The organism is Breoghania sp. JC706 (assembly GCF_037026715.1).
Classification (GTDB): domain Bacteria; phylum Pseudomonadota; class Alphaproteobacteria; order Rhizobiales; family Stappiaceae; genus Breoghania.
Window position 1 is genome coordinate 50,465 of sequence record NZ_JBANCG010000009.1, and the last position, 24,380, is coordinate 74,844.

Here is a 24,380-nt window from a genome sequence, read left to right on the forward strand (position 1 = left end):
AATGGCATTGGTGGATGTGGAAGCGCCGGTCGGCGTGTCCTTCCGGCTGAACGGCGAGGCCGTCCAGATCGATGCCTCGCCGGCGGAGCGGCTGTCGCTGGCGCTGCGCGAACGCGGTGGAGCGAAAGACGTCAAGGTCGGCTGCGACGCGGGCGACTGCGGCGCGTGCACCGTTCTGGTCGATGGCGTGGCGGTGTGTTCCTGCACCACGGCGCTGGGCCAGGTGGAGGGCGCGCATGTCGAGACGCAGGCCGGTCTCGTCGCCCATGACCGCCAGGCAAAGGCGCTGGCCGATGCATTCCAGCGCCATCAGGCGGCCCAATGCGGCATCTGCACGCCGGGCATGATGGTGTCCGCCGTCGCCCTGCTGCGCGAGAACCCGGCTCCGCAAGAGAGCGAGGTTCTCGATGCGCTCGGCGGTGTCCTGTGCCGCTGCACCGGCTATCGCAAGATCATCGATGCGGTGATGGATGTGGGCAGCGCTGGTCACATCGCGCCGGGCGGCGTCGGAACGCCGATGGCGCGCGTCGACGGCTGGCCGAAGGTATCAGGTGCCGAGCGTTTCGGCGACGATGTGGCACCTGAAGGCGCGCTGGTCGTGAGGCTCATCCGCAGCCCGCACCATCATGCAGCCTTCGAGCTGGGCGATCTTGAGGCCTATCGGCGGGCGAACGGCCTCGATCTGGTGCTGAGCGCGGCGGACGTGCCGGGTGTGAACCGCTTCGGCGTCATCCCGGGTTTCGAGGACCAGCCGATGTTCGCGGAAGGCGAGACCCGATTCAAAGGCGAGGCCGTGGCGGCTGTCGTCGGAGCGGGCGAAGTCGTCGACGCGCTTGATCTCTCCGCCTTTCCCGTGACCTGGACGCCGCTGCCGCACGCGCTTTCTCCGCACGAGGCGACCGCGATCGCCGATCTTCATGAGGGGCGGGCGGACAACGTGATGTGTCGCGGGTTCGTGAAGCACGGTGACCCCGAAGCGGCCATGCCGGGAGCGGCGGTGGTCGTGGAAGGATCGTTCTCCACCGGCTTCATCGAACACGGCTATATCGAGCCGGAGGCGGGATACGCGGAGCGGCGCGGCGACCGGCTGGAAGTCCATTGCTGTACGCAGGCGCCCTACATGAACCGGGCCGGGCTCGCCGGGCTTATGGGATTGCCCGAAGACGCGGTACGCGTGGTGCCGACGGCCGTCGGCGGCGGCTTCGGGTCCAAGCTCGACCTGACCGCCCAGCCTTATGCCGCGCTGGCCGCGTGGCTGAGTGGCAAGCCGGTGCGCATCACCTATTCGCGCACCGAATCCATCTCCACCTCCACCAAGCGGCACCCATCGGAAATCACCATGAAGATTGGTGCTGCGGCTGACGGGACCATCGTCGCGGTCGAGTTCGACGGAACCTTCAACACCGGCGCCTACGCAAGCTGGGGTCCGACAGTGGCGAACCGCGTCCCGATCCATGCCTCCGGCCCCTATCGCACACCGAATTATGTCGCACGTAGCGCCGGCATTCACACCAACACCGCGCCGGCCGGCGCCTTTCGCGGTTTCGGCGTGCCGCAATCCGCGCTTGCGCAAGAGCCGCTCTACGACGATCTCGCGCGTGCACTCGGCATCGACCGGCTGGAATTTCGCCGCAGGAACGCGCTTCGCAACGGCGATCCCACGGTGACGGGACAGGTCTTCAACGAAGGCATGGGCATCATCGATTGCTTCGATGCGCTGGAGCCGCACTGGAAGCGGGCTCTGGCTGATGCCGCAAGCTTCAACGCATCGGTTGGAGGAGATGTCCGCCGCGGCGTCGGCGTTGCCGGCGGCTGGTATGGCTGCGGCAACACCTCGATGTCCAATCCGTCCACGATCCGCGCCGGCATCACGGCGGATGGCAGGGTCGTCCTGCATCAGGGCGCGACCGATATCGGGCAGGGCTCGAACACGGTCATCACCCAGATCTTTGCCACGGCGCTGGGTGTGCCTGTCGCGGCCATCTCGCTCATCGGTCCGGATACCGACCAGACCCCCGATGCCGGCAAGACCTCCGCGAGCCGGCAGACTTTCATCACCGGGAATGCCGCCAGACTCTGCGGCGAAGCACTAAGGGCGCGGATCCTCAGGCTCTGCAACGTGTCCAGCGACGCGCAGCTGACTCTCTCCGGGCCTACCATCGTTGCCCGCGATGCCGCCGGTGAGCGAGTTATCGATATTTCCTCGCTGAAGCCGGACAACGCGACATATGTGCTGGAGGCAGTTGAGAGCTACGATCCACCGACCGCGCCGCTCGACGAGAACGGGCAAGGCGAGCCTTACGCCGTGTTCGGCACCACCGCCCAGATGGCGGAGGTCGAGGTCGACATGGCGCTCGGCACGGTAAAGCTTCTGCGGATCATCGCCGCGCACGATGTCGGCAAGGCGATCAATCCGCTTCTGGTGGAAGGGCAGGTCCATGGCGGGGTCGCGCAGGGCATCGGTCTGGCTTTGATGGAGGAGTTCCTGCCCGGACGCACCGAGAACCTGCACGACTACCTGATCCCGACCATTGGCGATGTACCGCCCATCGACGTGCTGATTTTGGAGACGGGCGACCAGCACGGTCCCTATGGCGCGAAGGGGCTTGGCGAGCACTGCCTGATTCCGACGGCGCCGGCGATCATCAACGCCATCACCGATGCCTCGGGTGCGAAAGTCCGGCACATGCCGGCAACGCCCGACAAGGTTCTCCAGGCCATCCGCGGGCGGTCCGGCGCCATTTGAGCGGCGGAACCGGCTCCGGGGCGCACGCCCCGCCTTCCCATTCCATCAGTCAACGAGAAGATCAATTCATGAGCGTGTCGCCTCTGGCCGCCCCGACAGAAACCGCCTCCCCGGATGCCCCTGCGCGCCAGTCGCTGGTGGCGGGCATCGATGTCGGCGGTACCTTCACAGATCTCGTCCTTTTCGATGCGGGTGCCCGTACGGTGCGTCTCGCCAAGACACCGACGACGCTCGACAACCAGGCTTTCGGGGTCCTCAACGCGTTGGATGCGGCGGAAACGGATCTCGGTGCGCTCGATCTGATCGTCCACGGCACCACGACGACGACAAATGCCGTGCTCGAGCGCAATCTCTGCAAGACCGGGCTTATCACCACGCAAGGTTTTCGCGACGTGCTGGAGCTTGGCCGCCGGACCCGCCCCAACGCCTACGGCATGAAGGGTCACTTCGTGCCGATCATTCCGCGCAACCTGCGGCTGGAGGTTCCCGAGCGTTTCGATGCGGACGGCAATGAACTGGTGCCGCTTGACGAGGATGCGCTGCGGGCCGCCTTGCGCCAGCTCATCGATGAGGGCTGCGAGGCCGTGGTGATCCACTTCCTGCATGCCTATGCCAATCCCGCCCACGAGCTTCGCGCCGGCGAAATCGCGGCAGACGTCTGGCCGAACGAGAACATCACGCTCGGCCACGCACTGCTGTCGGAAAGCCGGGAATTCGAGCGTGGCGTGACCGCGGCGATCAATGCCTCCGTCCAGCCGCTCCTGCGCCGCTACGTGGAACGGCTTGCCGATCGGCTCGAAAGCGAGGGCTATCGCCACGACGTGCTGGTGATGAACGGCAACGGCGGCATGGTGTCGGCGCGGCGGGTGGCCATTGAGGCGGCTAAAACCGTCATGTCCGGCCCGGCCTCCGGCGTCATGGCGGCGGCGACGACGGGCCGGCGCGCCGGCATTCCCAATCTGCTCACCTACGACATGGGCGGCACCTCCACCGACGTCGCCCTCATCCGCGATGCGGAACCCGCCGTCTCCAACGAGATCGAGATCGAATACGCGATGCCGATCCACGTGCCGATGGTGGATGTGCGCACGGTGGGCGCGGGCGGTGGATCGATCGCGCAGGTGACGGAAGCCGGGCTTCTACAGGTTGGCCCGGAAAGTGCCGGCTCCACCCCCGGCCCGATCTGCTACGGGCGCGGCGGCATCCGGCCGACGATCTCGGATGCCAATCTGCTGCTCGGTCGGATGAACCCGGAAAAGCTCAACTCGGTCGCAAGCAAGGTCTCGCTCGGCGATATCGAGGCGATCTTTGCCGAAAAGCTCGGAAAGCCGCTCGGCATCGGTGCCATCGAGGCTGCGGCCGCCGTGCTCAGGGTCGCCAATACGCGCATGGCGGACGCGGTGCGCATGGTGTCGGTCAGCCTCGGCGAGGATCCACGCGATTTCGCGCTTTTCGCCTTTGGTGGCGCGGGTCCGCTGCACGCGACCGCGATCGCGCGCGAACTCGGTGTGCCGCGCGTGCTCGTGCCGGCGCGCCCCGGCATCACCAATGCGCTCGGATGTGTCGTCGCCGATCTCAGGCACGATTTCGTCAACACCGTGAACAAGCCGCTGGCGGCACTCGACATCGAGACGGTGCATGCGCTTTTCGACCAGCAGTCGGCGGAAGGCCGGGCGCTGATCGGCAAGGAGAACGTGCGCATCGAGGCGGTGAAGGAGATCCGCTCCGTCGACATGCAGTTCATCGGCCAGACGCACCTGCTGCGCGTGCCTATCGATACCGACCGGCCGAGCCTGGACGATCTCCAGCGGCTGTTTGAGGAGGCCTATTTCAACCGCTTCCACGTGGAACTGCCGGAAATCAAGGCGAGCCTCGTCAACGTGAACACCTCCGTCGTCGGGCGGCGGGAGGAGATCGACCTGTCGCTGCTGATCGATCCGGTCGGCCGAAAGGCTTCGCTAGAGGAAGCCCGCACCGGGATACGTCGCGTCTGGTTCGGCGACTTCACTGAAACGCCCGTCTACTGGCGCGACTTTCTTCCTCTCGATGCGGAAATCGAGGGGCCGGCCATCATCGAGCAGATGGACACGACCATCGTCATCGAGCCGGGCGACAGGGGCATCCAGGACGGTGACGGCAACCTCATCATCACGCTGGCGCCGAGCCATTGGGGAGACGACGCATGAGCCTTGATCCGATCACGCTTTCCGTCATCCAGTCGGGGCTCCAGCAGGTCTGCGACGAGATGGATCTGAGCTTTTCGCGCGCGGCCTTCTCGCCCGTCATCGCGGAGGCGAACGACCGCTCCGACGGCATCTATTCGGCCGAGGACGGCTCGCTCATCGCCCAAGGTGTCGGCGGGCTGCCGGTCTTCGTCGGCACGATGCAGGCCTCGACACGCACGCTGATTGCGATGATCGCTGAAGGCAAGGTTGCGGCACCCGAGCCCGGCGACATCTACATCGTCAACGATCCCTATCTCGGCGGCACGCACCTGATGGACGTGCGCTTCGCCATGCCGTTCTACCGGGACGGCGAGATCTTTTGCTGGCTGTCGAACACGGGTCACTGGCCCGATACGGGCGGGGCGGTTCCTGGCGGTTTCTCGGCCTCCGCGACGTCGGTGGAGCAAGAAGGCCTGCGGCTTCCGCCGGTGCGGCTTTTCAAAAAGGGCGTGCTCGATCAGGAAATCTATTCGATCATCTGCTCCAACATCCGCGTTTCCGAACAGCGCATAGGCGATGTGAAGGCGCAGGCCGCGGCCCTTCTCGTCGGGGAGGCGCGACTCAATCGCATTCTCGACCGCTACGGCGACGACGTGGTGCGCGGGGCTATTCGCGAGTTGCGCCGGCGCGCGGCCGAGCAGATGCGGGCCAATTGCCGCCTGATCCCCGACGGGCTCTATCGCTCGCTCGCCTACGTGGACAGCGACGGTGTGGTGAACGAGCCGCTGGAGATCCGCCTTGCCGTCACCGCGAAGGACGGAGAGCTGACCTTCGACTTTGCCGGCTCATCAAAGCCGTGCATGGGGCCGATGAACTCGGTGCTGGCGACGACGCTGTCGTCGGTCTATCTCGCCATGCGACATATCTTTCCCGATGTGCCGATCTCGGCCGGCGCCTTCGAGCCCTTGAACGTGATCACTCCTGAAGGGACATTCCTCGACGCGCATTATCCGCGCCCTGTCTCGGGGTGCGCGGCGGAGGTCAGCCAGCGCATCGCGGAAGCCGTGTTTGCCGCCCTCGTCGAGGCGCTGCCTGACCGGGTGACGGCGGCGCCGGCGGGAAGTTCCGGCAACTTCGCGCTTGGCGGTCACGATCCCGAGCGCGGTCGAGGCTTCGTCATGTACCAGATCTCCGGCGGCGGTTACGGCGGCAATTCCGATCACGACGGGTTGTCGAACGGATGCTCCACCATCGGCATCTCAAAGGCGCCGCCGGTGGAGATCATGGAACAGCAGTTTCCGGTTCTCTATCATCGCTATGCATTGCGCGAAGGATCAGGCGGTGCCGGAAAGCATCGCGGCGGCTTCGGGCTCGATTACGAAATCGAGCTGAGGCGCGGGCACGCAACGGCGAGCTTCGTCATGGATCACGGCCGCTTCGGCCCGCAGGGCGCGCTCGGCGGCAGGGATGGCAAGCCCAATTCCGTCATCGTCTGGCAGGGCGGCAAGGCCATCGTGCCGGATCATCTGTCCAAGGCGCAGGACATTCCGTTGAAACCCGGCGACCGGGTGCGGGTCGGAACTCCCGGCGGCGGCGGTTACGGCGATCCGTTTGAGCGGGACCCGGAGCTGGTCGCCGAGGATGTGCGGCGCGGCCGCTACACGTTGGCTGAGGTCCGTGATCTTTTCGCGGTGGTGCTGGCGGCAGACGGCTCGGTCAAGCAGGCCGAAACCGCTCGACTGAGAGCGCGTGGAGGCGGCGGGCTCGACGTGCAGGCCGCCTCTTGATGGGCCGGGCCGACGCTGCCTGAGTATTTCCTGCAATAAAGCCTTACGGGTCTGACAAAGGATCGCTTGAGACGTAGCCGCGGAAGCGTCTGATCCGTTCCTCAAAATCCCGGACGCGTTTTTCCGCGGCTGGCGCGCGCAGGATCATCTCAGCGAGAAGAAGTTCGATGATCGAGAATGCGGGCGCCAGCGAAGGCATGAAGTGCGGCCCTTCCATGGGCAAGGGGACCACTTTCCAGGCGCCTCGCGCGATCGGGGATTTCATGCTGTCGGTCAGCGCGATGACGCGTGCTCCGCAATCACGCGCGATTGAAACGCCGCGCACAACCTCCCAGGAATAGTGCTCGTAGGTTATGGCGATGACCATATCCTCGGGACCGGCTTGCGACACCATGTCCATGATGCCGCCTGGCTCATTGGGAGTGTGGATGACGTTCGCGAATGCCATCGCGCCCACATAGGTGAAATAGTGGGCGACGGAGAAGCAGCTCCGGACGCCGATGCAATAGATCCGGCGGGCCGCCACCAACTCCTTAGCGCATGTGGCAAGAAGCGCATGCATGGCGGGCGAAAACGCCGCCGCAATGTTGGCTTCGCTGGCTGCGCGAAGCTCCTGCCAGGTATTCTTGTCGTCGCGTTCGTTGAGCGCACGGGCACGCGCGGAATACGGCACGAAACCGTCGCGCAATGCCGTCTGGATGTCGTTTCGGAATGGAGCGTAGCCCGGATAACCGAGCGCCTTGGCGAGCCTTACCGCAGAGTTCTGGTTTACGGATGCCGCCCTTGCCGCCGAACGCAGCGAGCGGAACGCCACTTCCTGGTAGTTGTCGAGTGTCCACGCTGCAAAGACGGACAGCTGCCGTGGCCCCTCCTCGAGGATCTTGCATAGTCCTGCCCGTAATTCCTCCGCGGATCGTTTCGGCACGCTCAAGGATATCCCCCGACCTGTGAAACATATGCCCTGCTAGATTGACAAAAGGAATGCGTCTGTTTCTATGGAGCTTTACCGATTTCGGTCCGATAAACAATTCCGGAGGTAACGATGAACCGACGTCAGGCTATGTTTGCGACCGTGCTTGCGTTCGCAATGGCAGGCGGAGCGCACGCGGCAGACCAGCGCTTCATCTCGATCGGCACCGGCGGTGTCACGGGTGTCTATTATCCGACGGGCGGTGCCATCTGCCGTCTGGTCAACAAGGAGCGCAAGACGCACGGTATTCGCTGTTCGGCCGAATCCACAGGTGGTTCCGTCTACAACATCAACACCGTACGTGCGGGTGAACTGGAGTTCGGCGTCGCCCAGTCCGACTGGCAGTATCATGCCTACAAGGGCACCTCGAAATTCGCCGATCAGGGGCCGTTCGAAAAAGAGCGCGCGGTCTTTTCCGTGCATCCCGAGCCCTTCACGCTGATCGTGCGCGCCGATAGCGGCGTGAATAGCTTCCCCGATCTCAAGGGCCACAAAGTGAACGTCGGCAATCCGGGTTCGGGCCAGCGTGCGACCACGGAAGTGGTCATGGACGCCTTCGGCATGACGATGGATGACTTCTCGCTCGCTGCCGAACTCAAGGGCTCCGAAATGGCCCAGGCGCTGTGCGACGGCAAGATCGACGCGATGATCTACACCATCGGCCATCCGGCCGCCGCCATCACCGAAGCGGCCACGACCTGCGACGTGAAGCTGGTCTCGGTCAAGGGCGAGCCGATCGACAAGCTGGTCGCCGACAACCCCTATTACCGCATCGCGACGATTCCCGGCGGGATGTACAAGGGCACCGACGAGGACGTGACCACCTTCGGTGTCGGCGCGACATTCATCACTTCCGCCGACGTTCCCGATGACGTCGTGTACACGGTCGTGAAGGCCGTCTTCGACAATTTTGAAGACTTCAAGAAGCTGCATCCGGCCTTCGCCAACCTGAAGGAGGAGGAGATGATCAAGGACGGCCTGTCCGCTCCGCTCCATCCGGGTGCGATCAAGTACTACAAGGAACGCGGCTGGATGTAAGCCGCCCCTCAAGCCTCCCGCGCCGGTCAGTCGCGGGAGGCTTTTTCATTGAACTGAGGCATTACCGGTCCGTATAGGCCAGCCCGCACAGGCCGGTCCGGGCTGGCGGTCGGGCGGAGGCTGGCTTCCGATCGGCGCGAGGAGGGACACTCATGAGCCACGACACCACCGATCGGCAGGAGCCGTCGCGCAGGTCGCCCGATGTGGACCTGATGGTCGCCGAGGTCGAATCCGGTGCGCGCCACGCTGCCGGATTTGCGGGCAAGGCCATTCTGGCGCTGGCGTTCGTCTGGTCCTGCTTCCAGCTCTACATCGCCTCGTCGGTTCCCTTCTTTCTCACGGAGCTGACCGGTCTCAATCTGGTCTTCAACAACCAGGAAGCGCGCCAGATCCACTTGGCCTTTGCCCTCGTTCTGGCGATGCTGGCCTATCCCCTGTTCAAGTCCAGTCCGCGTGATCGTGTGCCGTTTCAGGACTGGGTGCTGGCGCTTCTGGGGGGCGCCTCGTGCCTTTATCTCCTGGTCTTCAAGGAAGATATCGCCGGGCGTGCCGGTTTGCCGACGACGGCCGATCTGGTCTTTTCCACGATCGGGATGCTGACGCTCGCCATCGCGGTGTTCCGGGCGCTGGGGCTGCCGCTGGTGATCGTTGCCTCCGTCTTCGTCCTCTACGTCTTCTTCGGTCATCTCTCCTTCATGCCCGAAGCTCTGATGTGGAAGGGGGCCTCCTATTCCAAGGCGCTGTGGCATTACTGGATGCAGACGGAAGGCGTCTTCGGCGTGGCGCTCGGCGTCTCCGCGTCGATGATCTTCCTGTTCGTGCTGTTCGGCTCCCTGCTGGAGAAGGCGGGCGCGGGCAGCTATTTCATCAAGCTTGCCTTTGCGCTGCTAGGCCATCTGCGTGGTGGGCCAGCCAAGGCGGCGGTCGTCGCATCGGCGCTGTCGGGCCTTTATTCCGGCTCCTCCATCGCCAACGTGGTGACGACCGGTACATTCACCATTCCGCTGATGAAACGCACCGGTTTCAAGCCGGAGAAGGCAGGCGCGGTGGAAGTGGCGTCCTCGACGAATGGCCAGCTGACGCCGCCGGTCATGGGGGCCGCAGCGTTCCTGATCTCCGAGTTCACGGGTGTCTCCTACCCCGAACTCATCAAGCACGCCTTCCTGCCCGCCATCATCTCCTACATCGCACTCGTCTACATCGTGCATCTGGAAGCGCTGAAGCTCGGCCTGAAGGGGCTGGATCGGCCGACGCCGGTCGGCACGCTCGCAAGCCGGCTCGCCAACATGCTGTTCGGCTTCCTCTTCGTCGCGGTTATCGCGATCGTTGTCTATTACGGGCTCGGCTGGATTAAGGTGGTCCTGCCCGGAATGGGGTTCTGGAGTGCGACGGTTCTCTTCCTGATCGCCTATCTGGCGCTGCTATCGGCCGCCGCGCGCCACCCCGATCTGGAACCGGACGATCCGAACGCGCCGATCGACGTGCTGCCACGTCCTTGGGATGTGGCGATCACGGGCTTCCACTTCATCCTGCCCATCGTCATTCTGATCTGGTGCATTCTCATCGAGCGCCTGTCGCCGACGCTGTCGGCCTACTGGGCCACGGTGGCGATGATCTTCATCGTGCTGACCCAGCACCCCCTCAAGCAGTTCATGCGTGGGCAGGGGGCGTTCGCGGAGGGCTTCAAGCAGGGTTGGGACAATTTCGTCGAGGGCATGATCGCGGGTGCGCGCAACATGATCGGCATCGGCGTCGCCACGGGGGCGGCCGGCGTCATCGTCGGCACGGTGTCGCTGACCGGTCTGCATCAGGTCGTGGGCGAATTCGTCGAGTTCCTGTCCGGCGGCAGCCTGATGGCGATGCTGTTGCTTGTTGCCGTCATGAGCCTGCTGCTTGGCATGGGTCTGCCGACCACCGCGAACTACATCGTGGTCTCCTCCCTGATGGCACCGGTGATCGTGTCTGTGGGCGAAGGCTCGGGGCTGCTTCTGCCGCTGGTCGCGGTGCATCTTTTTGTCTTCTATTTCGGCATTCTGGCGGACGATACGCCACCTGTCGGGCTGGCAGCCTTCGCCGCGGCCGCAATATCCGGTGGCGATCCTATCCGCACCGGTATCCAGGGCTTTGCCTACGACATCCGGACCGCGCTTCTGCCGTTCCTGTTCGTGTTCAATACCGAACTGCTGCTGATCGATGTCACGCCGTTGAAGGCGGTCTTCATCTTCTGTGTGGCCGTTGTGGCTATGCTGCTGTTTGCCGCTGCCACGCAGGGCTACTTCCTGGCGCGCAGCCGGCTATGGGAATCGGCTGCATTGCTGCTCGTCGCCTTTACCCTCTTCCGACCGGGCTTCTGGCTCGATTATCTGGAGGCGCCCTTTGTTGAGCATCCCGGCACGGAACTTCTGCAGATGGCCGGCGATGCACCTGCGAACGGGTCCATACGGTTCGTGATAACGGGGCCGGATTTCGACACCGGCAAGCCGGACACGCTGACGGTTCGGGTCGATCTCGGCGCGCCGGGCGAGGGGGCTGAGCGGCTGAAGCGCGCGGGCCTCGTTGTCAACGAGGCGGATGGAAAGGCGCTCCTGGAGGAGCCGTTCCCCGGAACGGCGTTCTTCCAGAAACTCTCGAACTACGATTTCTACGCGGACACGCCGGTGCAGGTATCGAAAATCGAAACCGAGGCGGAAAGGATGCCGAAGGAATTGTTCTATATTCCTGCTCTGGTGCTGCTGGCCTTCGTGGTCATGTTGCAGCGTAGACGCCAGACCGTTCCGGCATTCTGAGGAGAGGCCGAATGTACAAGCGGATACTCGTTCCCCTCGACCTGCAGGACAAGGCTGTCGCTGCCCAGGTCCTCGAAGAGGCGGCGTACATCGCCGCGGCGGCCGGTGCAGAGCTGCATCTGCTCACGGTTGTCCCGACCTATTCGATGTCGATCGTCGGATCGTTCTTTCCTGATAACTACGAGGCGAAGGCTCTTTCGGCCGCACGTTCCGCCATGACCGAGTTCATGTCAGAGCAGCCAAAGGCCAGTGAGGCGAAAGGCCATGTCGCCCACGGTACCATTTACGATGAGATCATGAAGGCCGCCGACAAGCTCGATTGCGATCTCATCGTCATGGCTTCGCACCGGCCCGAGCTCAAGGACTATCTGCTCGGCCCCAACGCCGCGCGGGTCGTGCGCCACGCCAACCAGTCGGTCTTCGTGGTGCGCGCAACCAGTTAATGCTCTGTCAGATCGACAGAGACCGAACAAGATCAAGAAACAAGACAGTATGACCGGACATATTTTCGGGCGCTCCACGCGGTTGTCTCCGCCCGTGGCAGTCAAGGGCGATGGCTGCTACATCATCGACAGGTCGGGCAAGCGCTATCTCGATGGCTCCGGGGGCGCTGCCGTTTCGTGTCTCGGTCATTCCGACGCCGATGTCGCCGCCGCTATTCGCGCGCAACTCGATGACATCGCCTTTGCGCACACGAGCTTCTTTACCTCCGATGCTGCCGAGGAGCTGGCCGATCTTCTGATCGATCATGCGCCGGAAGGCATCGAACGCGTCTATCTGGTCTCCGGTGGTTCGGAAGCGGTGGAAGCGGCGATCAAGGTCGCGCGCCAGTATTTCGTGGAGACCGGCGAGCCCGGTCGTCACCGGGTCATCGCGAGGCGTCAGAGCTATCACGGCAACACGCTGGGAGCGCTGGCGGCTGGCGGTAATGCCTGGCGGCGTGCCCAGTTCGCGCCGTTGCTGGTTGAAACATCCCACATATCGCCCTGCTACGCCTATCGCGGGTGCAATGACGGCGAGGCCGAGGCCGATTACGGCCGGCGCGTTGCCGATGAACTCGAGGCCGAGATCGAGCGTCTGGGACCTGAGACGGTCATGGCCTTTGTCGCGGAACCCGTCGTCGGTGCAACACTCGGAGCCGTCCCTGCGGTGGAGGGGTATTTCAGCCGCATTCGCGAAATCTGCGACCGTCACGGCGTGCTTCTTATCCTTGACGAGGTGATGTGCGGCATGGGGCGGACGGGGTCGTTCTTTGCCTGCGAGCAGGACGGCGTCAGGCCCGATATCCTCACCATTGCGAAGGGGCTCGGCGCCGGCTACGAGCCAATCGGAGCGATGCTGTGTTCGGGGCGGATCTACGATGCGATCGCGGCCGGGTCGGGCTTCTTCCAGCACGGCCATACCTACATGGGCCATCCGCTGGCGGCTGCGGCGGGGCGGGCGGTGGTCAAGGCCCTCGACGAACGCCACCTCGTCGCCCGGGTCAGGGAGCAGGGCGAGAAGCTCGAAGCGGCTCTGCACGCCGCGTTCGGCCAGCATCCGCATGTCGGCGACATTCGCGGCCGCGGCCTGTTTCGTGGCGTCGAGATCGTCTCGGACAGGGCGTCAAGAGAGCCGTTCGATCCCGCGCGCGGGGTCGCTGCGGCGATCAAGAAGGCTGCTTTCGAGGCGGGCCTGATCTGTTATCCCATGAGCGGCACCATCGACGGACGGCGCGGCGATCATGTGCTGCTGGCCCCGCCGTTCATCATCTCCGACGATCAGATCGGAGAACTTGTCGACAAGCTCGGCGTTGCCATGTCCAGAGTGACCTGACAGCCCACGCGTTGGGATCCGCCGAGAGCGGGTGCAGCGGCGCTGTTTGCAGCGTATTCCATTCGCGAATTCGAGAACAATCGTATACATTGTCCCGTATGAAAAGCACGCCTGCCAATCCTGAAAGCCTCTACGACCGCCTGATCGATGCGATCGAGCAGGGGGAACTCGGGCCCGGCGACGCCTTGCGCGAATCGCGCCTGGCTGAACGGTTCGGAACGTCGCGCACGCCGGTCCGGGAGGCGCTTCGGCGGCTTGAGGCACAGGGATTGGTCACGCACAACGCGCACAGGGGCTGCGTCGTCGCGGCTCTTGATTACGATCAGATCGGCGAGCTTTACGCGGCGCGGGAAGTGATGGAGGGTTCGGCCGCGCGCGGCGCCGCGCTCCATGCCGCCCCGCAGGAAATCGCGCTGCTCCGCCAGCTCGTGGAAGAGGGGCGCGCCATGGTCGACAAGCCGGTCGAACTGGCGGTCGTCAACCGGCGGTTTCACCGGATCATCCATCGCTCTTCACACAATCGCTATCTGAACCAGCTTCTCGACACAATGCGCGTCCACATGGCGCTGATCGAGGGAACGACCCTGTCGCTGCCCGAACGCGGGGCCCAGTCGATTGCCGAACACGAGGCCATCGTGGAGGCGATCGCGGCCCGTGATCCGGACGCCGCCGAAAAGGCGACCCGGCGCCACGTGGCCACCGCATATCAGAACCGGGTTTCGATGCTGCTAACCTGACCGCGTCGCGGTACAAGCCCGCTTGGACTGCAACGTGAGAATAAGAGAATTGGCATAATGGGTGATCGGGCTGCGGTCCCGTTGCCTTGGTCCAGGTGCATCCCGTCATGAAATTGAAGCGATCCGGAGCCCTTGGACAACATGCGCATCGCGGTTCTCGATGATTATCAGCGGGTTGCCCGCACTTATGCCGACTGGGGCGGTGTCGACGGCAAGGCCGATGTCACCGTCTATTCGGCGCCGCTGGGCGGCGAAGAAGACGTCGTGGCCGAATTGCAGCCGTACGACGCCATCTGCCTCATGCGTGAGCGTACGCCTTTTCCCGCTTCGGTGATCGAGGCCCTGCCCAATCTCAAGCTGTTGGTCACCACCGGAATGCGCAACGCGGCCATCGACATGGAGGCGGCCGAGAGATGCGGCGTGATCGTCTGCGGCACGCATTCGCCTGGGCATGCAACCGCCGAGCTCGCTTTCGGGCTGATCATAGGGCTGGCGCGTAAGCTGTTACCTGAAGTGCGTTCGATTGCCGGCGGCGGCTGGCAGGTCGATGTCGGGCGGGATCTGCGTGGCGCAATGCTCGGAATTATCGGTCTAGGTCGGCTCGGGGCGCAGGTCGCGGGGTTCGGCAAAGCCTTCGGAATGAACGTGATCGCCTGGAGCGCAAATCTCACGGACGAACGCTGCGCAGAAGTCGGAGTGGAGCGGGCGGACAGTGTGGACGATCTTCTGACGCGCGCCGATTTCGTCAGCATCCACACGCGTCTTTCGCAACGCACACAAGGGCTGATTGGCGCTGCTGAACTGGCGCTGATGAAGCCGGATGCCGTGCTGGTCAACACCTCGCGCGCGCCCATCGTTGACACCATGGCGTTGATGGCGGCGCTTTTCGCGGGACAGATTGGTGGTGCGGGGCTCGATGTCTTCGATGAGGAGCCGCTGCCGGCAGGTCATCCCCTTCACGCGGCGCCGAACCTGATCATGACTCCGCATCTGGGCTACGTGACGCGCGAAACATATGCCGTCTTCTATCGTGAGACGGTCGAGGATCTGGAGGCCTATCTCGAAGGTGCTCCGATCCGTTTGCTGTCCGCCCGATGACCGGAAAGATACGGTAAGGGTAGGAACAACCTTCGGTTTTTCATCGCGCAAACCTATTGATGAAATAGCCTTATACAAAAGTCTAAATCTACGGTTTTGGGTTACTTGTTACGTTTTTGATGCAATGCGGTATGTGCCGGTAGGATATATGTGAATTTCTTGAAATGTTAATCGGTTTGAGACATTCGGGAAGTGTAATTCGACTTTCTCCGCGCCAAAGGTCGTATTGCACGCGGCCGTTCCAATTCTCTATGTATTATGCCTCTGCGCCGTGGTCTGGAGGGGCCGGCTCGTGACGTTTGGAGGAAACGACACGGCAGCGAGGCGCGGAATTCGGCTTTTGAGCCTTTCGGGAGGAATTCATGAAAGACCTTACTACTTCCATAAACCGTCGTAGCCTTCTCAGGGCGACCGCGGCGTCCGGCCTCGTGCTTGCCACCCCGACCATCTTCTCGCGCGGCGCCTGGGCGCAGAACTTCGCAAACGATCCGACCAACAAGAGCTCCGTCACGCTCGGTTTCAACGTGCCGCAGACCGGCGCCTATGCCGATGAAGGCGCAGATGAGCTGCGCGCCTACCAGCTTGCCGTGAAGCACCTCAACGGCGAGGGCGACGGCGGCATGTTGCAGACGATGAAGCCGCTTGCGCTGAAGGGCAACGGCGTGCTCGGCAAGAAGGTGGAATACGTCACCGGCGATACCCAGACCAAGTCGGATGCGGCGCGCTCCTCCGCCAAGCGCATGGTGGAGAAGGACGGCGCGATCATGATCACCGGCGGCTCCTCGTCGGGCGTCGCGGTCGCGGTGCAGTCGCTTTGCCAGGAGATGGGCATCATCTTCATGGCTGGCCTGACCCACTCCAACGACACCACGGGTAAGGACAAGCGCAAGTACGGCTTCCGGCACTTCTTCAACGCGTACATGTCGGGCGCCGCGCTCGGTCCGGTGCTGAAGGAAGAGATGGGCACCGATCGCCGCGCCTATCATCTGACGGCGGACTACACCTGGGGCTGGACGCAGGAAGAGTCGATCAAGAACACCACCGAGGCTCTCGGCTGGGAAACGGTCGCAACCGTCCGCACGCCGCTCGGTGCCGGCGATTTCTCGCAATACATCACGCCCGTGCTCAATTCCGGCGCCGACGTTCTGATCCTGAACCACTACGGCAAGGACATGGTCAATTCTCTGACCCAGGCCGTTCAGTTCGGGCTCAAGGACAAGATGGTCAACGGCAAGAAGTTCGAGATCATCGTGCCGCTGTTCTCGCGTCTGATGGCGCAGGGCGCGGGTGACGCGATCAAGGGAATACTCGGCACCACCAACTGGAATTGGTCGCTGCAGGACGCCGCCTCGCAAGCCTTCGTCAAGTCGTTCGGCCAGGAATACGGTTTCCCGCCGTCCCAGGCCGCGCACACCTGCTACGTCCAGACGCTGCTTTATGCGGACGCCTGCGAGCGGGCCGGGACGTTCTATCCCTGCGAAGTCATCAAGGCGCTTGAAGACTTCGAGTTCGACGGCATGGGCAACGGCCCGACGCTTTATCGCGGTGCCGATCACCAGTGCTTCAAGAGCGTCCTGGTGGTGCGCGGCAACGAGAACCCGTCGAGCCAGTTCGATCTCCTCAAGGTTGTCAAGGAAGTGCCGGCGGAGGCCGTCACCTACGATCCGACGATCTTCGGCGGCGAACTCGGCACCTGCAGCTGATTATGCGAAGGCGGCCGGCCGCCTGCCGGCGCTTGCCTGTTCCCATGGGGCGGGCAGGTGGCGGGGCGGCCGGCTCTCACGTGCTCCGCGATTGATGCCGGACTTGCGTGCGGACAGATCCGCAAGGTCCTGCGCATGGCGGCCGCTTCCCGACATCCACCAAATATCGGCGTAACCCTATGGATGCGTTCGTACTCCAGCTTCTCAACGGTCTCGACAAGGGCGGAGCCTACGCCCTTATTGCCCTTGGTCTGACTCTGGTTTTCGGCACGCTCGGCGTCGTCAACTTCGCCCACGGTGCCCTGTTCATGCTGGGCGCCTTCTGCGCGGTGACGTTGCAGAAGCTGCTCACGCTCTCCGTGAAGGTGAAGGACGAGGGGGTGACCTTCTTCGACGCCTACAAGGAGATCCCCTATCTGGAGGTCTGGTTCGGCGACACGGGCAAGGCGATCATCGATTACGCCGTGCCGTTGTCGATCCTCCTTGCGATCCCCGTCATGCTGGTGATCGGTCTGGTGATGGAGCGCGGCCTAATCCGCTTTTTCTACAAGCGCAGCCATGCCGAGCAGATTCTCGTCACGTTCGGGCTTGCCATCGTGCTGCAGGAGATCGTGAAGACGGCATTCGGCGCCAACCCGATACCGACCGGCGCTCCGGAAGCGGTGGCGGGGAGCGCAAGCATCGGCGAATGGATCGGGCTCGGGGCGGCGGTGGTCTATCCGTGGTGGCGGCTCATCTATCTCGCCTTCTCGCTTCTGGTGATCGCGGCCGTCTTCTCGTTCCTGCAGTTCACGACATACGGCATGGTGGTGCGCGCTGGCATGCAGGACCGGGAGACGGTCGGCCTTCTTGGCATCAACATTGAGCGGCGGTTCACCGTGGTCTTCGGCATCGCTGCCATCGTTGCCGGGCTCGCCGGGGTCATGTACACGCCGATCCTGCCTCCCGACTATCACATGGGCATGGAATTCCTGGTGCTGTCCTTCGTCGTGGTCGTGGTCGGCGGCATGGGCTCCCTGCCTGGCGCCGTTTCCGCCGGCTTCCTTCTTGGCATCCTGCAGTCCTTCGCCTCGATGACGGAAGTGAAGGACATTCTGCCGGGCATCGACCAGATCATCATCTATCTCGTCGCCGTCGTGATCCTGCTCGTCAGGCCGCGCGGTCTGATGGGACGTCGCGGGGTGATGGAAAGCTAAGCCATGAACAGCAATTTCCTGCGTAACGACATGGTCCTGATGGCGGTCTTCACCCTGGTGGTGCTGACCATGCCGATCTGGCTTGCCCCGATCGGCGCCGGCTATCCGGATCTTCTGCAGAAGATCGCGATCTACGGGATCTTCGCCATCGGCTTCAACATCCTGTTCGGCCTGACGGGCTATCTGTCCTTCGGCCATGCCGCCTTCCTCGGCGTCGGGTCCTACGCTGCCGTGTGGACGTTCAAGCTCCTCAGCATGAACGTGGTGCCGGCCATCTTTTTCGGTGTGGTAATCGCCGGATTGTTCGCGCTATTCATCGGCTATGTGTCGCTGCGCCGCTCGGGCATCTATTTCTCGATCCTGACGCTCGCCTTCGCGCAGATGTCCTACAATCTCGCCTACTCTGTGCTGACGCCTATAACCAACGGCGAAACGGGCCTGCAGCTTTCGCAGAACGATCCGCGCGTCATCGACCATGCGCTCGGCATCGCGGAATCGGGCCTTCCGGCGCCCTCGTTTTTCGGCATCGAGACGATCGGATGGAGCGGGTTCTATGTCTGCGCCGTCGTACTGATCATCGCGTTCTTCCTTGCGCTCCGGATCTTCCGCTCGCCGTTCGGCATGGCGCTGAGAGCAATCAAGTCGAACCAGAACCGGATGAACTACACTGGCTTCAACACCCGGCCCTACACGCTTGCCGCCTTCGTGGTCTCGGGCATGTATGCGGGGCTCGCTGGCTCTCTGCTCGCCGTCACCGATCCGCTCGCGGGTGCGGAACGCATGCAGTGGACGGCATCGGGCGAGGTGGTTCTGATGACGATCCTCGGCGGTGCCGGCACGCTGCTGGGACCGCTTCTCGGTGCCGGCATCATCAAGTATTTCGAGAACATCTTTTCAGCTTACAACGAGCGGGTGCTGCATGAGATTTTCTCTGGACTGCCCGACAGCGTCGAGAACTTCGTCGTGTCGGTCACCAGCCTGTTCGTCGGAGAAGGCTGGCAACTGACGCTCGGGCTCCTTTTCATGCTGGTCGTCATCTTCCTGCCCGGCGGGGTCATGGAAGGCTTCCGCCGGCTGTTGAAACTGTTCCGTCGCGAAGGGCCCGAAAGCCCGGAGCGCGCGGCGCAACCGGCGGAATGAGGGGGGATCATGAACGACATCGTCTTGCATGTGGCGGACGTCGACAAGAGTTTCGGCGGCTTGCGGGCGCTCTCCAACATCGATCTGCAGATTGAGGAGGGCAAGACGCACGCGATCATCGGGCCGAACGGAGCAGGCAAGTCGACATTGCTGAATGTCTGCGTGGGCCGCATCGTGCCGGATTCCGGCGCCGTGATCTTTAATGGCAAGGCGCTCACCGGACGTCAGCCGCACGAGATCAACCAGCTTGGCGTTGCCCGGGTGTTTCAGACCCCGGAGATCTTCCCCGATCTGAGCCTGCTCCACAACGTGATGATTCCAGCATTCGCAAAGCGGGACGGGGCCTTCAGGTTGAACGCCTGGTCAGGTCTTGCCCGCGAAAGCGGGATCCGCGCGGAGGCGGAAAGCGTTCTGGAAGATATCGGGCTCATCGAGAAGAAGGACCAGGAGGCGGCGAGCCTGTCACGCGGCGACAAGCGTCGGCTGGAACTGGCCATGGGGCTCGTCCAGCATCCGCGTCTTCTGCTGCTCGACGAACCGACCGCCGGCATGTCGCGGCACGATACCAACCGGACTATCGATCTTCTGAAGAAGATCAAGGAACGCGGTATGACGAAGGTCATCATCGAGCACGACATGCATGTGGTCTTCAGTCTGGCCGATCGAATTTCGGTCCTTGCGCAAGGCCGCATCATCGCCGAAGGGACGCCTGAGGAGGTCCGCAACGATCCGAAGGTCAAGGAAGCCTATCTCGGGGAGGCACAGTAATGAGCGCGATAACCGCAGAAGCCTCCTCCATGCGCGAGGCGCAGCCCGCCGCGGCGGCTCGTCCGTTCTTCTCGGTGCGGGATGTCCATTCCTACTACGGTGAAAGCTATATCGTGCAGGGCGTGTCCTTCGATATCGCCGAGGGGGAAATCGTCGCGCTTCTCGGGCGCAACGGTGCCGGCAAGACGTCCACCTTGCGCACGATCGCGCGCACCGACGCGCCCGAACTGAAGCGTGGCGAAATCTGGCTTGCGGGTCATGCCCTTCATCCGATGAAGTCGCATGAGGCGGCGCGCGTCGGGGTGCAACTCGTTCCGGAAGACCGCCGCATTATTTCGGGGCTGACTGTCGAGGAGAATCTGATCCTCTCGCAGGTTGCCGAGCCGCGAGGCTGGGAGATCGAGCGCATCTACGAACATTTCCCGCGTCTCGCCGAGCGGCGTCGGCAGGAGGCCGTCACCATGTCAGGCGGCGAGCAGCAGATGCTCGCGGTTGCTCGGGCTCTTGCGCGGGATCTGAAGTTGCTGCTGCTGGACGAGCCTTATGAAGGGCTGGCACCGGTGATCGTTCAAGAGATCGAGAAAATCGTTTCCGGGGTGAAAGATCTCGGCATTACCACGATTATCGTCGAACAGAATGCGGTTGCGGCTCTGAAACTCGCCGACAAGGCGATCATTCTCGATATGGGGCAAGTGGTCTTCGAAGGTGCGGCGCGCGAGGTGCTCGAGAACGAAGAGCTGCGCCACGAATACCTGGCAGTGTGACGACCGGGACTTGCAGGATGCGGGCCGCAACGTTCTTTGGCGATCGCGGCCCGCATTGGGGCGGGGGTAGGCCTTGGCGCTTCGCCAAGTCGATTCGGTCGTTGCGGTATCGCGCATCAGCGTCTCGTCAGGAGGGGGGCCGATATCTCTGGTTCCGACGTCAGTTCGTCCGCGGAAAGGGTCGGAACGGTCCGGTTGGCATGCCCGCACGGTGTGGATCTGGAGCCATATGGAATTGAGGCCCGCGGCGCTTTGGTCGCGGATGTCCTCAATCCGAACTTTCGTCGGCAAAATTTCTCGCTCGGAAGGTTTTCTCTCGCGCATTCCCTTGAGTTTTTCGTCGGCCTCCTATGAAATTATGACATTGCGTATTCCTGCGTAGGACTCTTTTTCTCCTGAAATGTTAACATGGACAAGATCAGAAAGTGACCCTGCACCGGGGAGCCCACGTGTCCAGGGATGTTCAGTGGTACATTGAGGCGTTCCAGAATTTTCCGGACGCTATTGTCGTCCTCGATGCTGCGGGTCTCATCGTTTTTACCAATACTCTGTTCGAACAGCTCTCGGGCTTTGCGCCGACTGAATTGATTGGCAAAGACGCCTCGCACTTCGTCGGGTGGCCGGAGCTGCCGGGGCCGGAAACCGGAGGCTTGCTGCCGTCGGGATGGTCGCCGCCGGTCCCGGGGAAGTTGCGCCGCAATGGGCGCAGCACGCTCGATACGGTTATCTCGTCCTTCAATATCATGGATGACGAAGGTCGTTGCCTCGGCAAGCTCGGTCATGTCCAGCCGCGGGCGACAAGTGCCAGGCTGCTCGATTTCCTGGATGCTATCGACGCGTGCAGCATTGAGGCAAATGAGCCGATCGAATCGTGGATCGCCGCCGTTCTGGCATTGGGAAGCGACTATTTCGGCACGGATTTCGGCGCACTGTGCCTGCCAGATGGGACGGGGCGTTTTGAGGTTTGTCTGGATTCCCGACAGGTCTCCGATGCTCATGGCGAGGACCGGACGCGGATGGAGGACCTCGCACGGGAAGTCGTGGGGCTTGCCGGCTCACTTGCGAAATCAGCCCGCCCGTCGGGGGATAGTCCGCCCTCCTCGGGAGGGGATCAGGGCATGTGGCGGTTCGTTTCAGCGCCCGTTCGTATCCCGGGGCAAGCAGGCGGGACGGTGCTTTTTGGAAACAGGTCCGGGACGATACGTCCTTTTGAGGCGGCTTCGCGGATTGGATTGTCGGCCATTGCGCAGATCATTGCCGGTCATATTCCTCCCGGTGGGCTATCGGCACAGCGCGGTGATGCTGTGGCGGCCGTTGCGGCAACGGAAGCGGACCGGCGTGGTCGGGAACGACAGCGCGAAATCACGGCCGAAGATCGTTATCAGGCAGCCTTTCGCGTCGCACCGGCGAAGCTGTTGATGCTTGATTGGCGCGGTGTCATCGGCGATGCGACGGATCAGTTCCTGCGCCATTTCGAATATGGGCGTTTGGAACTGGTCGGGCGCTCCTTCCACGAACTCGTGCCGCAGGAGATGCGCAAGGCGGCCGACGCCGCGACAGATCCCGTCGGGGGAGCATTCGCGCGCACCGGGGGAATCCCGCTGGTGATGTCGACGCGGCAGGGCCGGCCGATCGACGTCGAAATCGCCATCATTCGTCAACCCTATGCCCGTGTGATCGTTGCGGTGACGGACCTTGGAGAACGCAACGAAGCGCGCTCCCGCGTCGAACAACGCAATACCGAACTGGAACTCCTCAACCAGAACTTGCAGAATTTCGCATCGATCGCGTCTCATGACATGCAGGAACCGTTGCGCAAGATCCGGTATTTCTCGGAAATGCTGCAACGGGCCCTGGTCGAAGAAAATCAGGATGATGTCGATTATGCGCTGGAGGTATTGGCAAGCGCTTCCCGACGCGCCTCCCGCCTCGTTTCCGACCTGTTGACGTTCTCTCGCTCCAGCAGCGAAAGTCTCTTGCGTGAGCCGATCGATCTGGGCCGTATGGTGGAAGGGCTCGTCGAGGAAATCCGTCAGGAAGAGGCGGCGCACGACGCGGAAATCATGATCGACATTCCGCAGGTGGTGATTTCGGGCGACCCAACGGCTGTCATGCAGCTGTTTCGCAATCTGATCGGCAATTCCTTGAAATACCGTTCCTCGGCGCGTGCGCCACGCGTTTTGATCTGCGCGCGGGTGGGAGAGGGGGAAAAACGCCGCCTCCAGGTCGCTATCGATGACAACGGCATCGGATTTGAGCCGCAATATGCGGAGACCATTCTGCAGCCGTTTCGCAGGCTGCATCGGCGTCAGGAGATTCCCGGCAGCGGCATTGGCCTTGCAATCTGCGACATGGTTGCCCGCCGACACGGTTGGCGGCTTGTTGCCGAAGGTCGGCCAGGCGAGGGGGCGACGTTCACGGTCCACATTCCGGAATTCGAACTCGGACCGGTCAAGACGAATACTGCGAATTGATCGTGTTTCGTCGAGGGGGGGAGGGTGGTGACCCCGGCGCGATTCGAACGCGCGACCCTCAGATTAGGAATCTGATGCTCTATCCTGCTGAGCTACGGGGCCCCGAGAAACGACCGGCGGATGATGCCAGCGTCGGGATTTTGAAATCCCGTGTAGCATGTTTGGATGAACGTTGCACGTGGCGGGAAGCACTTTGCAGAGCTTTCCGCGAGGGGGCGTCCGGAGGTTTTTTCGCAGGCGGCTTTATCTCCGCATTCTTCGCTTTCAGGAGGTGAGGCAAGCAGCATCGGGTCTTGTTTCATGGAATTGCCGCGCCGTTTCATACAGCCAGGCGCCTGCACCGTGTTGCTGTCGATCGGGTTTTCTTCGTTGACGGCGGTGGCTGGACCTTTGCCGGAGCCATGTCGCATCGATACGCCAAGGGCAGGCGTCGTTGCCGGCCTGAACCCGGACGGAAGTCTCAAGGTCTTCGACGACAGGCAGGCCGGTCGCACCGTTAACGTTCGCCTCGCCGACGTCGCAGTCCCGGTTCGGGAACAGGATGCCTCATTGGATCAGGTTGTGCGGCGATGGATGGGCAAATCCGTGCTGCTGCATCCGATCTCGAACAGAACGGATCGGTGGCAACGTCTTGTCGCGCATGTCGAACTCACAGCCCGGTCTACAAACTCAGGACAGGCACCGAACGGAACGGCTTCCGTCCCGCATATGGTCAACCGGCAGATGCCCGCCTGGCTGCAGGCAGAGTTGATCGCGACAGGTGCGGCAAGTGTGATGCCCGAGGGCTCGGCCACCGGCTGCGCGGCTGCGCTTTATCGTGACGAGAACACTGCGCGGCGGGCCGGTCGGGGGCTTTGGCGCAAGCCCGGGCACCGTATCCTGTCTGCACGGGATCCTAAACTTGCCGAACGGGCAGGAGCTTATCGTATTGTCGCCGGAATTGTGGTTTCCGTTGGCGCGACATCGCGCAGGTACTATCTGAATTTCGGACGCGACTGGTCACGCGATTTTACGGTAACAATTCCTGCCGACAAGGCGGATGTGTTTCGCGCGGCCGGAAGGGATCCCGAAGCGCTCGTTGGGCGTTACATTCGCGTGCGCGGCTGGCTTGAACGCTGGAATGGTGCGGTCATCGACGTCCGGTTTCCGGATGCGATCGAAGTGATTGGAAGAGGTGGCTAGGATTTCGGCTC

At 62.8% G+C, this 24,380-nt stretch carries 17 protein-coding genes and 1 tRNA gene; 16 read left to right on the forward strand and 2 right to left on the reverse strand.

What is annotated here, in order from left to right; genetic code table 11:
* Position 1 precedes the first annotated feature (1 nt).
* The 3 genes from V2L18_RS18700 to V2L18_RS18710 all read left to right on the forward strand — a co-directional run bounded on the left by V2L18_RS18700 (position 2) and on the right by V2L18_RS18710 (position 6,698).
* Complete coding sequence (locus V2L18_RS18700; protein ID WP_336179833.1) at positions 2-2,746, forward strand: molybdopterin cofactor-binding domain-containing protein; 2,745 nt, start codon at positions 2-4, stop codon at positions 2,744-2,746.
* Between the two features lie 68 nt (positions 2,747-2,814).
* Complete coding sequence (locus tag V2L18_RS18705; RefSeq protein WP_336179834.1) at positions 2,815-4,932, forward strand: hydantoinase/oxoprolinase family protein; 2,118 nt, start codon at positions 2,815-2,817, stop codon at positions 4,930-4,932.
* Positions 4,929-6,698: a hydantoinase B/oxoprolinase family protein gene (locus V2L18_RS18710; protein WP_336179835.1), complete on the forward strand. Its 1,770-nt coding sequence runs from the start codon at positions 4,929-4,931 to the stop codon at positions 6,696-6,698. The genes V2L18_RS18705 and V2L18_RS18710 overlap by 4 nt, the downstream gene beginning before the upstream one ends.
* A 43-nt stretch (positions 6,699-6,741) precedes the next feature.
* Here V2L18_RS18710 and V2L18_RS18715 read toward each other — a convergent pair whose 3' ends face one another.
* Complete coding sequence (locus V2L18_RS18715) at positions 6,742-7,623, reverse strand: MurR/RpiR family transcriptional regulator (RefSeq protein ID WP_336179836.1); 882 nt, start codon at positions 7,621-7,623, stop codon at positions 6,742-6,744.
* A gap of 117 nt (positions 7,624-7,740) precedes the next feature.
* Here V2L18_RS18715 and V2L18_RS18720 point away from each other — a divergent pair, with 117 nt between their 5' ends.
* The 12 genes from V2L18_RS18720 to V2L18_RS18775 all read left to right on the forward strand — a co-directional run bounded on the left by V2L18_RS18720 (position 7,741) and on the right by V2L18_RS18775 (position 23,187).
* Complete coding sequence (locus V2L18_RS18720) at positions 7,741-8,706, forward strand: TAXI family TRAP transporter solute-binding subunit (protein ID WP_336179837.1); 966 nt, start codon at positions 7,741-7,743, stop codon at positions 8,704-8,706.
* Positions 8,707-8,858: 152 nt separating this feature from the next.
* Positions 8,859-11,492: a TRAP transporter permease gene (locus tag V2L18_RS18725; RefSeq protein WP_336179838.1), complete on the forward strand. Its 2,634-nt coding sequence runs from the start codon at positions 8,859-8,861 to the stop codon at positions 11,490-11,492.
* 11 nt (positions 11,493-11,503) lie between these two features.
* A complete protein-coding gene (locus V2L18_RS18730; RefSeq protein ID WP_336179839.1) occupies positions 11,504-11,935 on the forward strand; it encodes a universal stress protein in 432 nt (143 codons plus the stop codon).
* A gap of 49 nt (positions 11,936-11,984) precedes the next feature.
* The gene (locus V2L18_RS18735; protein WP_336179840.1) at positions 11,985-13,307 is read left to right on the forward strand and encodes an aspartate aminotransferase family protein; all 1,323 of its coding nucleotides are present in this window, start codon (positions 11,985-11,987) and stop codon (positions 13,305-13,307) included.
* Positions 13,308-13,405: 98 nt separating this feature from the next.
* Entirely contained in the window at positions 13,406-14,044 is a 639-nt protein-coding gene (locus V2L18_RS18740) for a GntR family transcriptional regulator (protein WP_336179841.1), read from the forward strand.
* Between the two features lie 141 nt (positions 14,045-14,185).
* Positions 14,186-15,142 (forward strand): D-2-hydroxyacid dehydrogenase family protein, encoded by a 957-nt coding sequence (locus V2L18_RS18745; RefSeq protein ID WP_336179842.1) that lies wholly within the window; start codon positions 14,186-14,188, stop codon positions 15,140-15,142.
* Positions 15,143-15,504: 362 nt separating this feature from the next.
* Positions 15,505-16,845, forward strand: coding sequence for a substrate-binding protein (locus V2L18_RS18750; RefSeq protein ID WP_336179843.1), 1,341 nt, complete (start codon positions 15,505-15,507; stop codon positions 16,843-16,845).
* Between the two features lie 179 nt (positions 16,846-17,024).
* On the forward strand, positions 17,025-18,041 hold the full coding sequence (locus V2L18_RS18755) for a branched-chain amino acid ABC transporter permease (protein WP_336179844.1): 1,017 nt from the start codon (positions 17,025-17,027) through the stop codon (positions 18,039-18,041).
* Between the two features lie 3 nt (positions 18,042-18,044).
* Positions 18,045-19,181 carry a branched-chain amino acid ABC transporter permease gene (locus V2L18_RS18760; RefSeq protein ID WP_336179845.1) on the forward strand — a complete coding sequence of 379 codons (1,137 nt, stop codon included), beginning with the start codon at positions 18,045-18,047 and terminating at the stop codon, positions 19,179-19,181.
* A 9-nt stretch (positions 19,182-19,190) separates the two neighbouring features.
* Entirely contained in the window at positions 19,191-19,949 is a 759-nt protein-coding gene (locus V2L18_RS18765) for an ABC transporter ATP-binding protein (RefSeq protein WP_336179846.1), read from the forward strand.
* Positions 19,950-19,978: 29 nt separating this feature from the next.
* Positions 19,979-20,713, forward strand: coding sequence for an ABC transporter ATP-binding protein (locus tag V2L18_RS18770; RefSeq protein ID WP_336179847.1), 735 nt, complete (start codon positions 19,979-19,981; stop codon positions 20,711-20,713).
* A 449-nt stretch (positions 20,714-21,162) separates the two neighbouring features.
* Positions 21,163-23,187 (forward strand): ATP-binding protein, encoded by a 2,025-nt coding sequence (locus V2L18_RS18775; protein ID WP_336179848.1) that lies wholly within the window; start codon positions 21,163-21,165, stop codon positions 23,185-23,187.
* Between the two features lie 25 nt (positions 23,188-23,212).
* Here V2L18_RS18775 and V2L18_RS18780 read toward each other — a convergent pair.
* Positions 23,213-23,289: transfer RNA gene (locus V2L18_RS18780), tRNA-Arg, on the reverse strand.
* A 198-nt stretch (positions 23,290-23,487) separates the two neighbouring features.
* Here V2L18_RS18780 and V2L18_RS18785 point away from each other — a divergent pair.
* Entirely contained in the window at positions 23,488-24,369 is an 882-nt protein-coding gene (locus V2L18_RS18785; protein WP_336179849.1) for a hypothetical protein, read from the forward strand.
* Positions 24,370-24,380 lie beyond the last annotated feature (11 nt).

Coding starts and splice junctions, on each gene's coding strand:
- V2L18_RS18705 (WP_336179834.1), top strand. CDS start 2,815: ATGAGCGTGTCGCCTCTGGCCGCCCCGACAGAAACCGCCTCCCCGGAT.
- V2L18_RS18750 (WP_336179843.1), top strand. CDS start 15,505: ATGAAAGACCTTACTACTTCCATAAACCGTCGTAGCCTTCTCAGGGCG.
- V2L18_RS18770 (WP_336179847.1), top strand. CDS start 19,979: ATGCGCGAGGCGCAGCCCGCCGCGGCGGCTCGTCCGTTCTTCTCGGTG.
- V2L18_RS18760 (WP_336179845.1), top strand. CDS start 18,045: ATGAACAGCAATTTCCTGCGTAACGACATGGTCCTGATGGCGGTCTTC.
- V2L18_RS18740 (WP_336179841.1), top strand. CDS start 13,406: ATGAAAAGCACGCCTGCCAATCCTGAAAGCCTCTACGACCGCCTGATC.
- V2L18_RS18735 (WP_336179840.1), top strand. CDS start 11,985: ATGACCGGACATATTTTCGGGCGCTCCACGCGGTTGTCTCCGCCCGTG.
- V2L18_RS18730 (WP_336179839.1), top strand. CDS start 11,504: ATGTACAAGCGGATACTCGTTCCCCTCGACCTGCAGGACAAGGCTGTC.
- V2L18_RS18700 (WP_336179833.1), top strand. CDS start 2: ATGGCATTGGTGGATGTGGAAGCGCCGGTCGGCGTGTCCTTCCGGCTG.
- V2L18_RS18710 (WP_336179835.1), top strand. CDS start 4,929: ATGAGCCTTGATCCGATCACGCTTTCCGTCATCCAGTCGGGGCTCCAG.
- V2L18_RS18720 (WP_336179837.1), top strand. CDS start 7,741: ATGAACCGACGTCAGGCTATGTTTGCGACCGTGCTTGCGTTCGCAATG.
- V2L18_RS18725 (WP_336179838.1), top strand. CDS start 8,859: ATGAGCCACGACACCACCGATCGGCAGGAGCCGTCGCGCAGGTCGCCC.
- V2L18_RS18765 (WP_336179846.1), top strand. CDS start 19,191: ATGAACGACATCGTCTTGCATGTGGCGGACGTCGACAAGAGTTTCGGC.
- V2L18_RS18745 (WP_336179842.1), top strand. CDS start 14,186: ATGCGCATCGCGGTTCTCGATGATTATCAGCGGGTTGCCCGCACTTAT.
- V2L18_RS18755 (WP_336179844.1), top strand. CDS start 17,025: ATGGATGCGTTCGTACTCCAGCTTCTCAACGGTCTCGACAAGGGCGGA.
- V2L18_RS18785 (WP_336179849.1), top strand. CDS start 23,488: ATGGAATTGCCGCGCCGTTTCATACAGCCAGGCGCCTGCACCGTGTTG.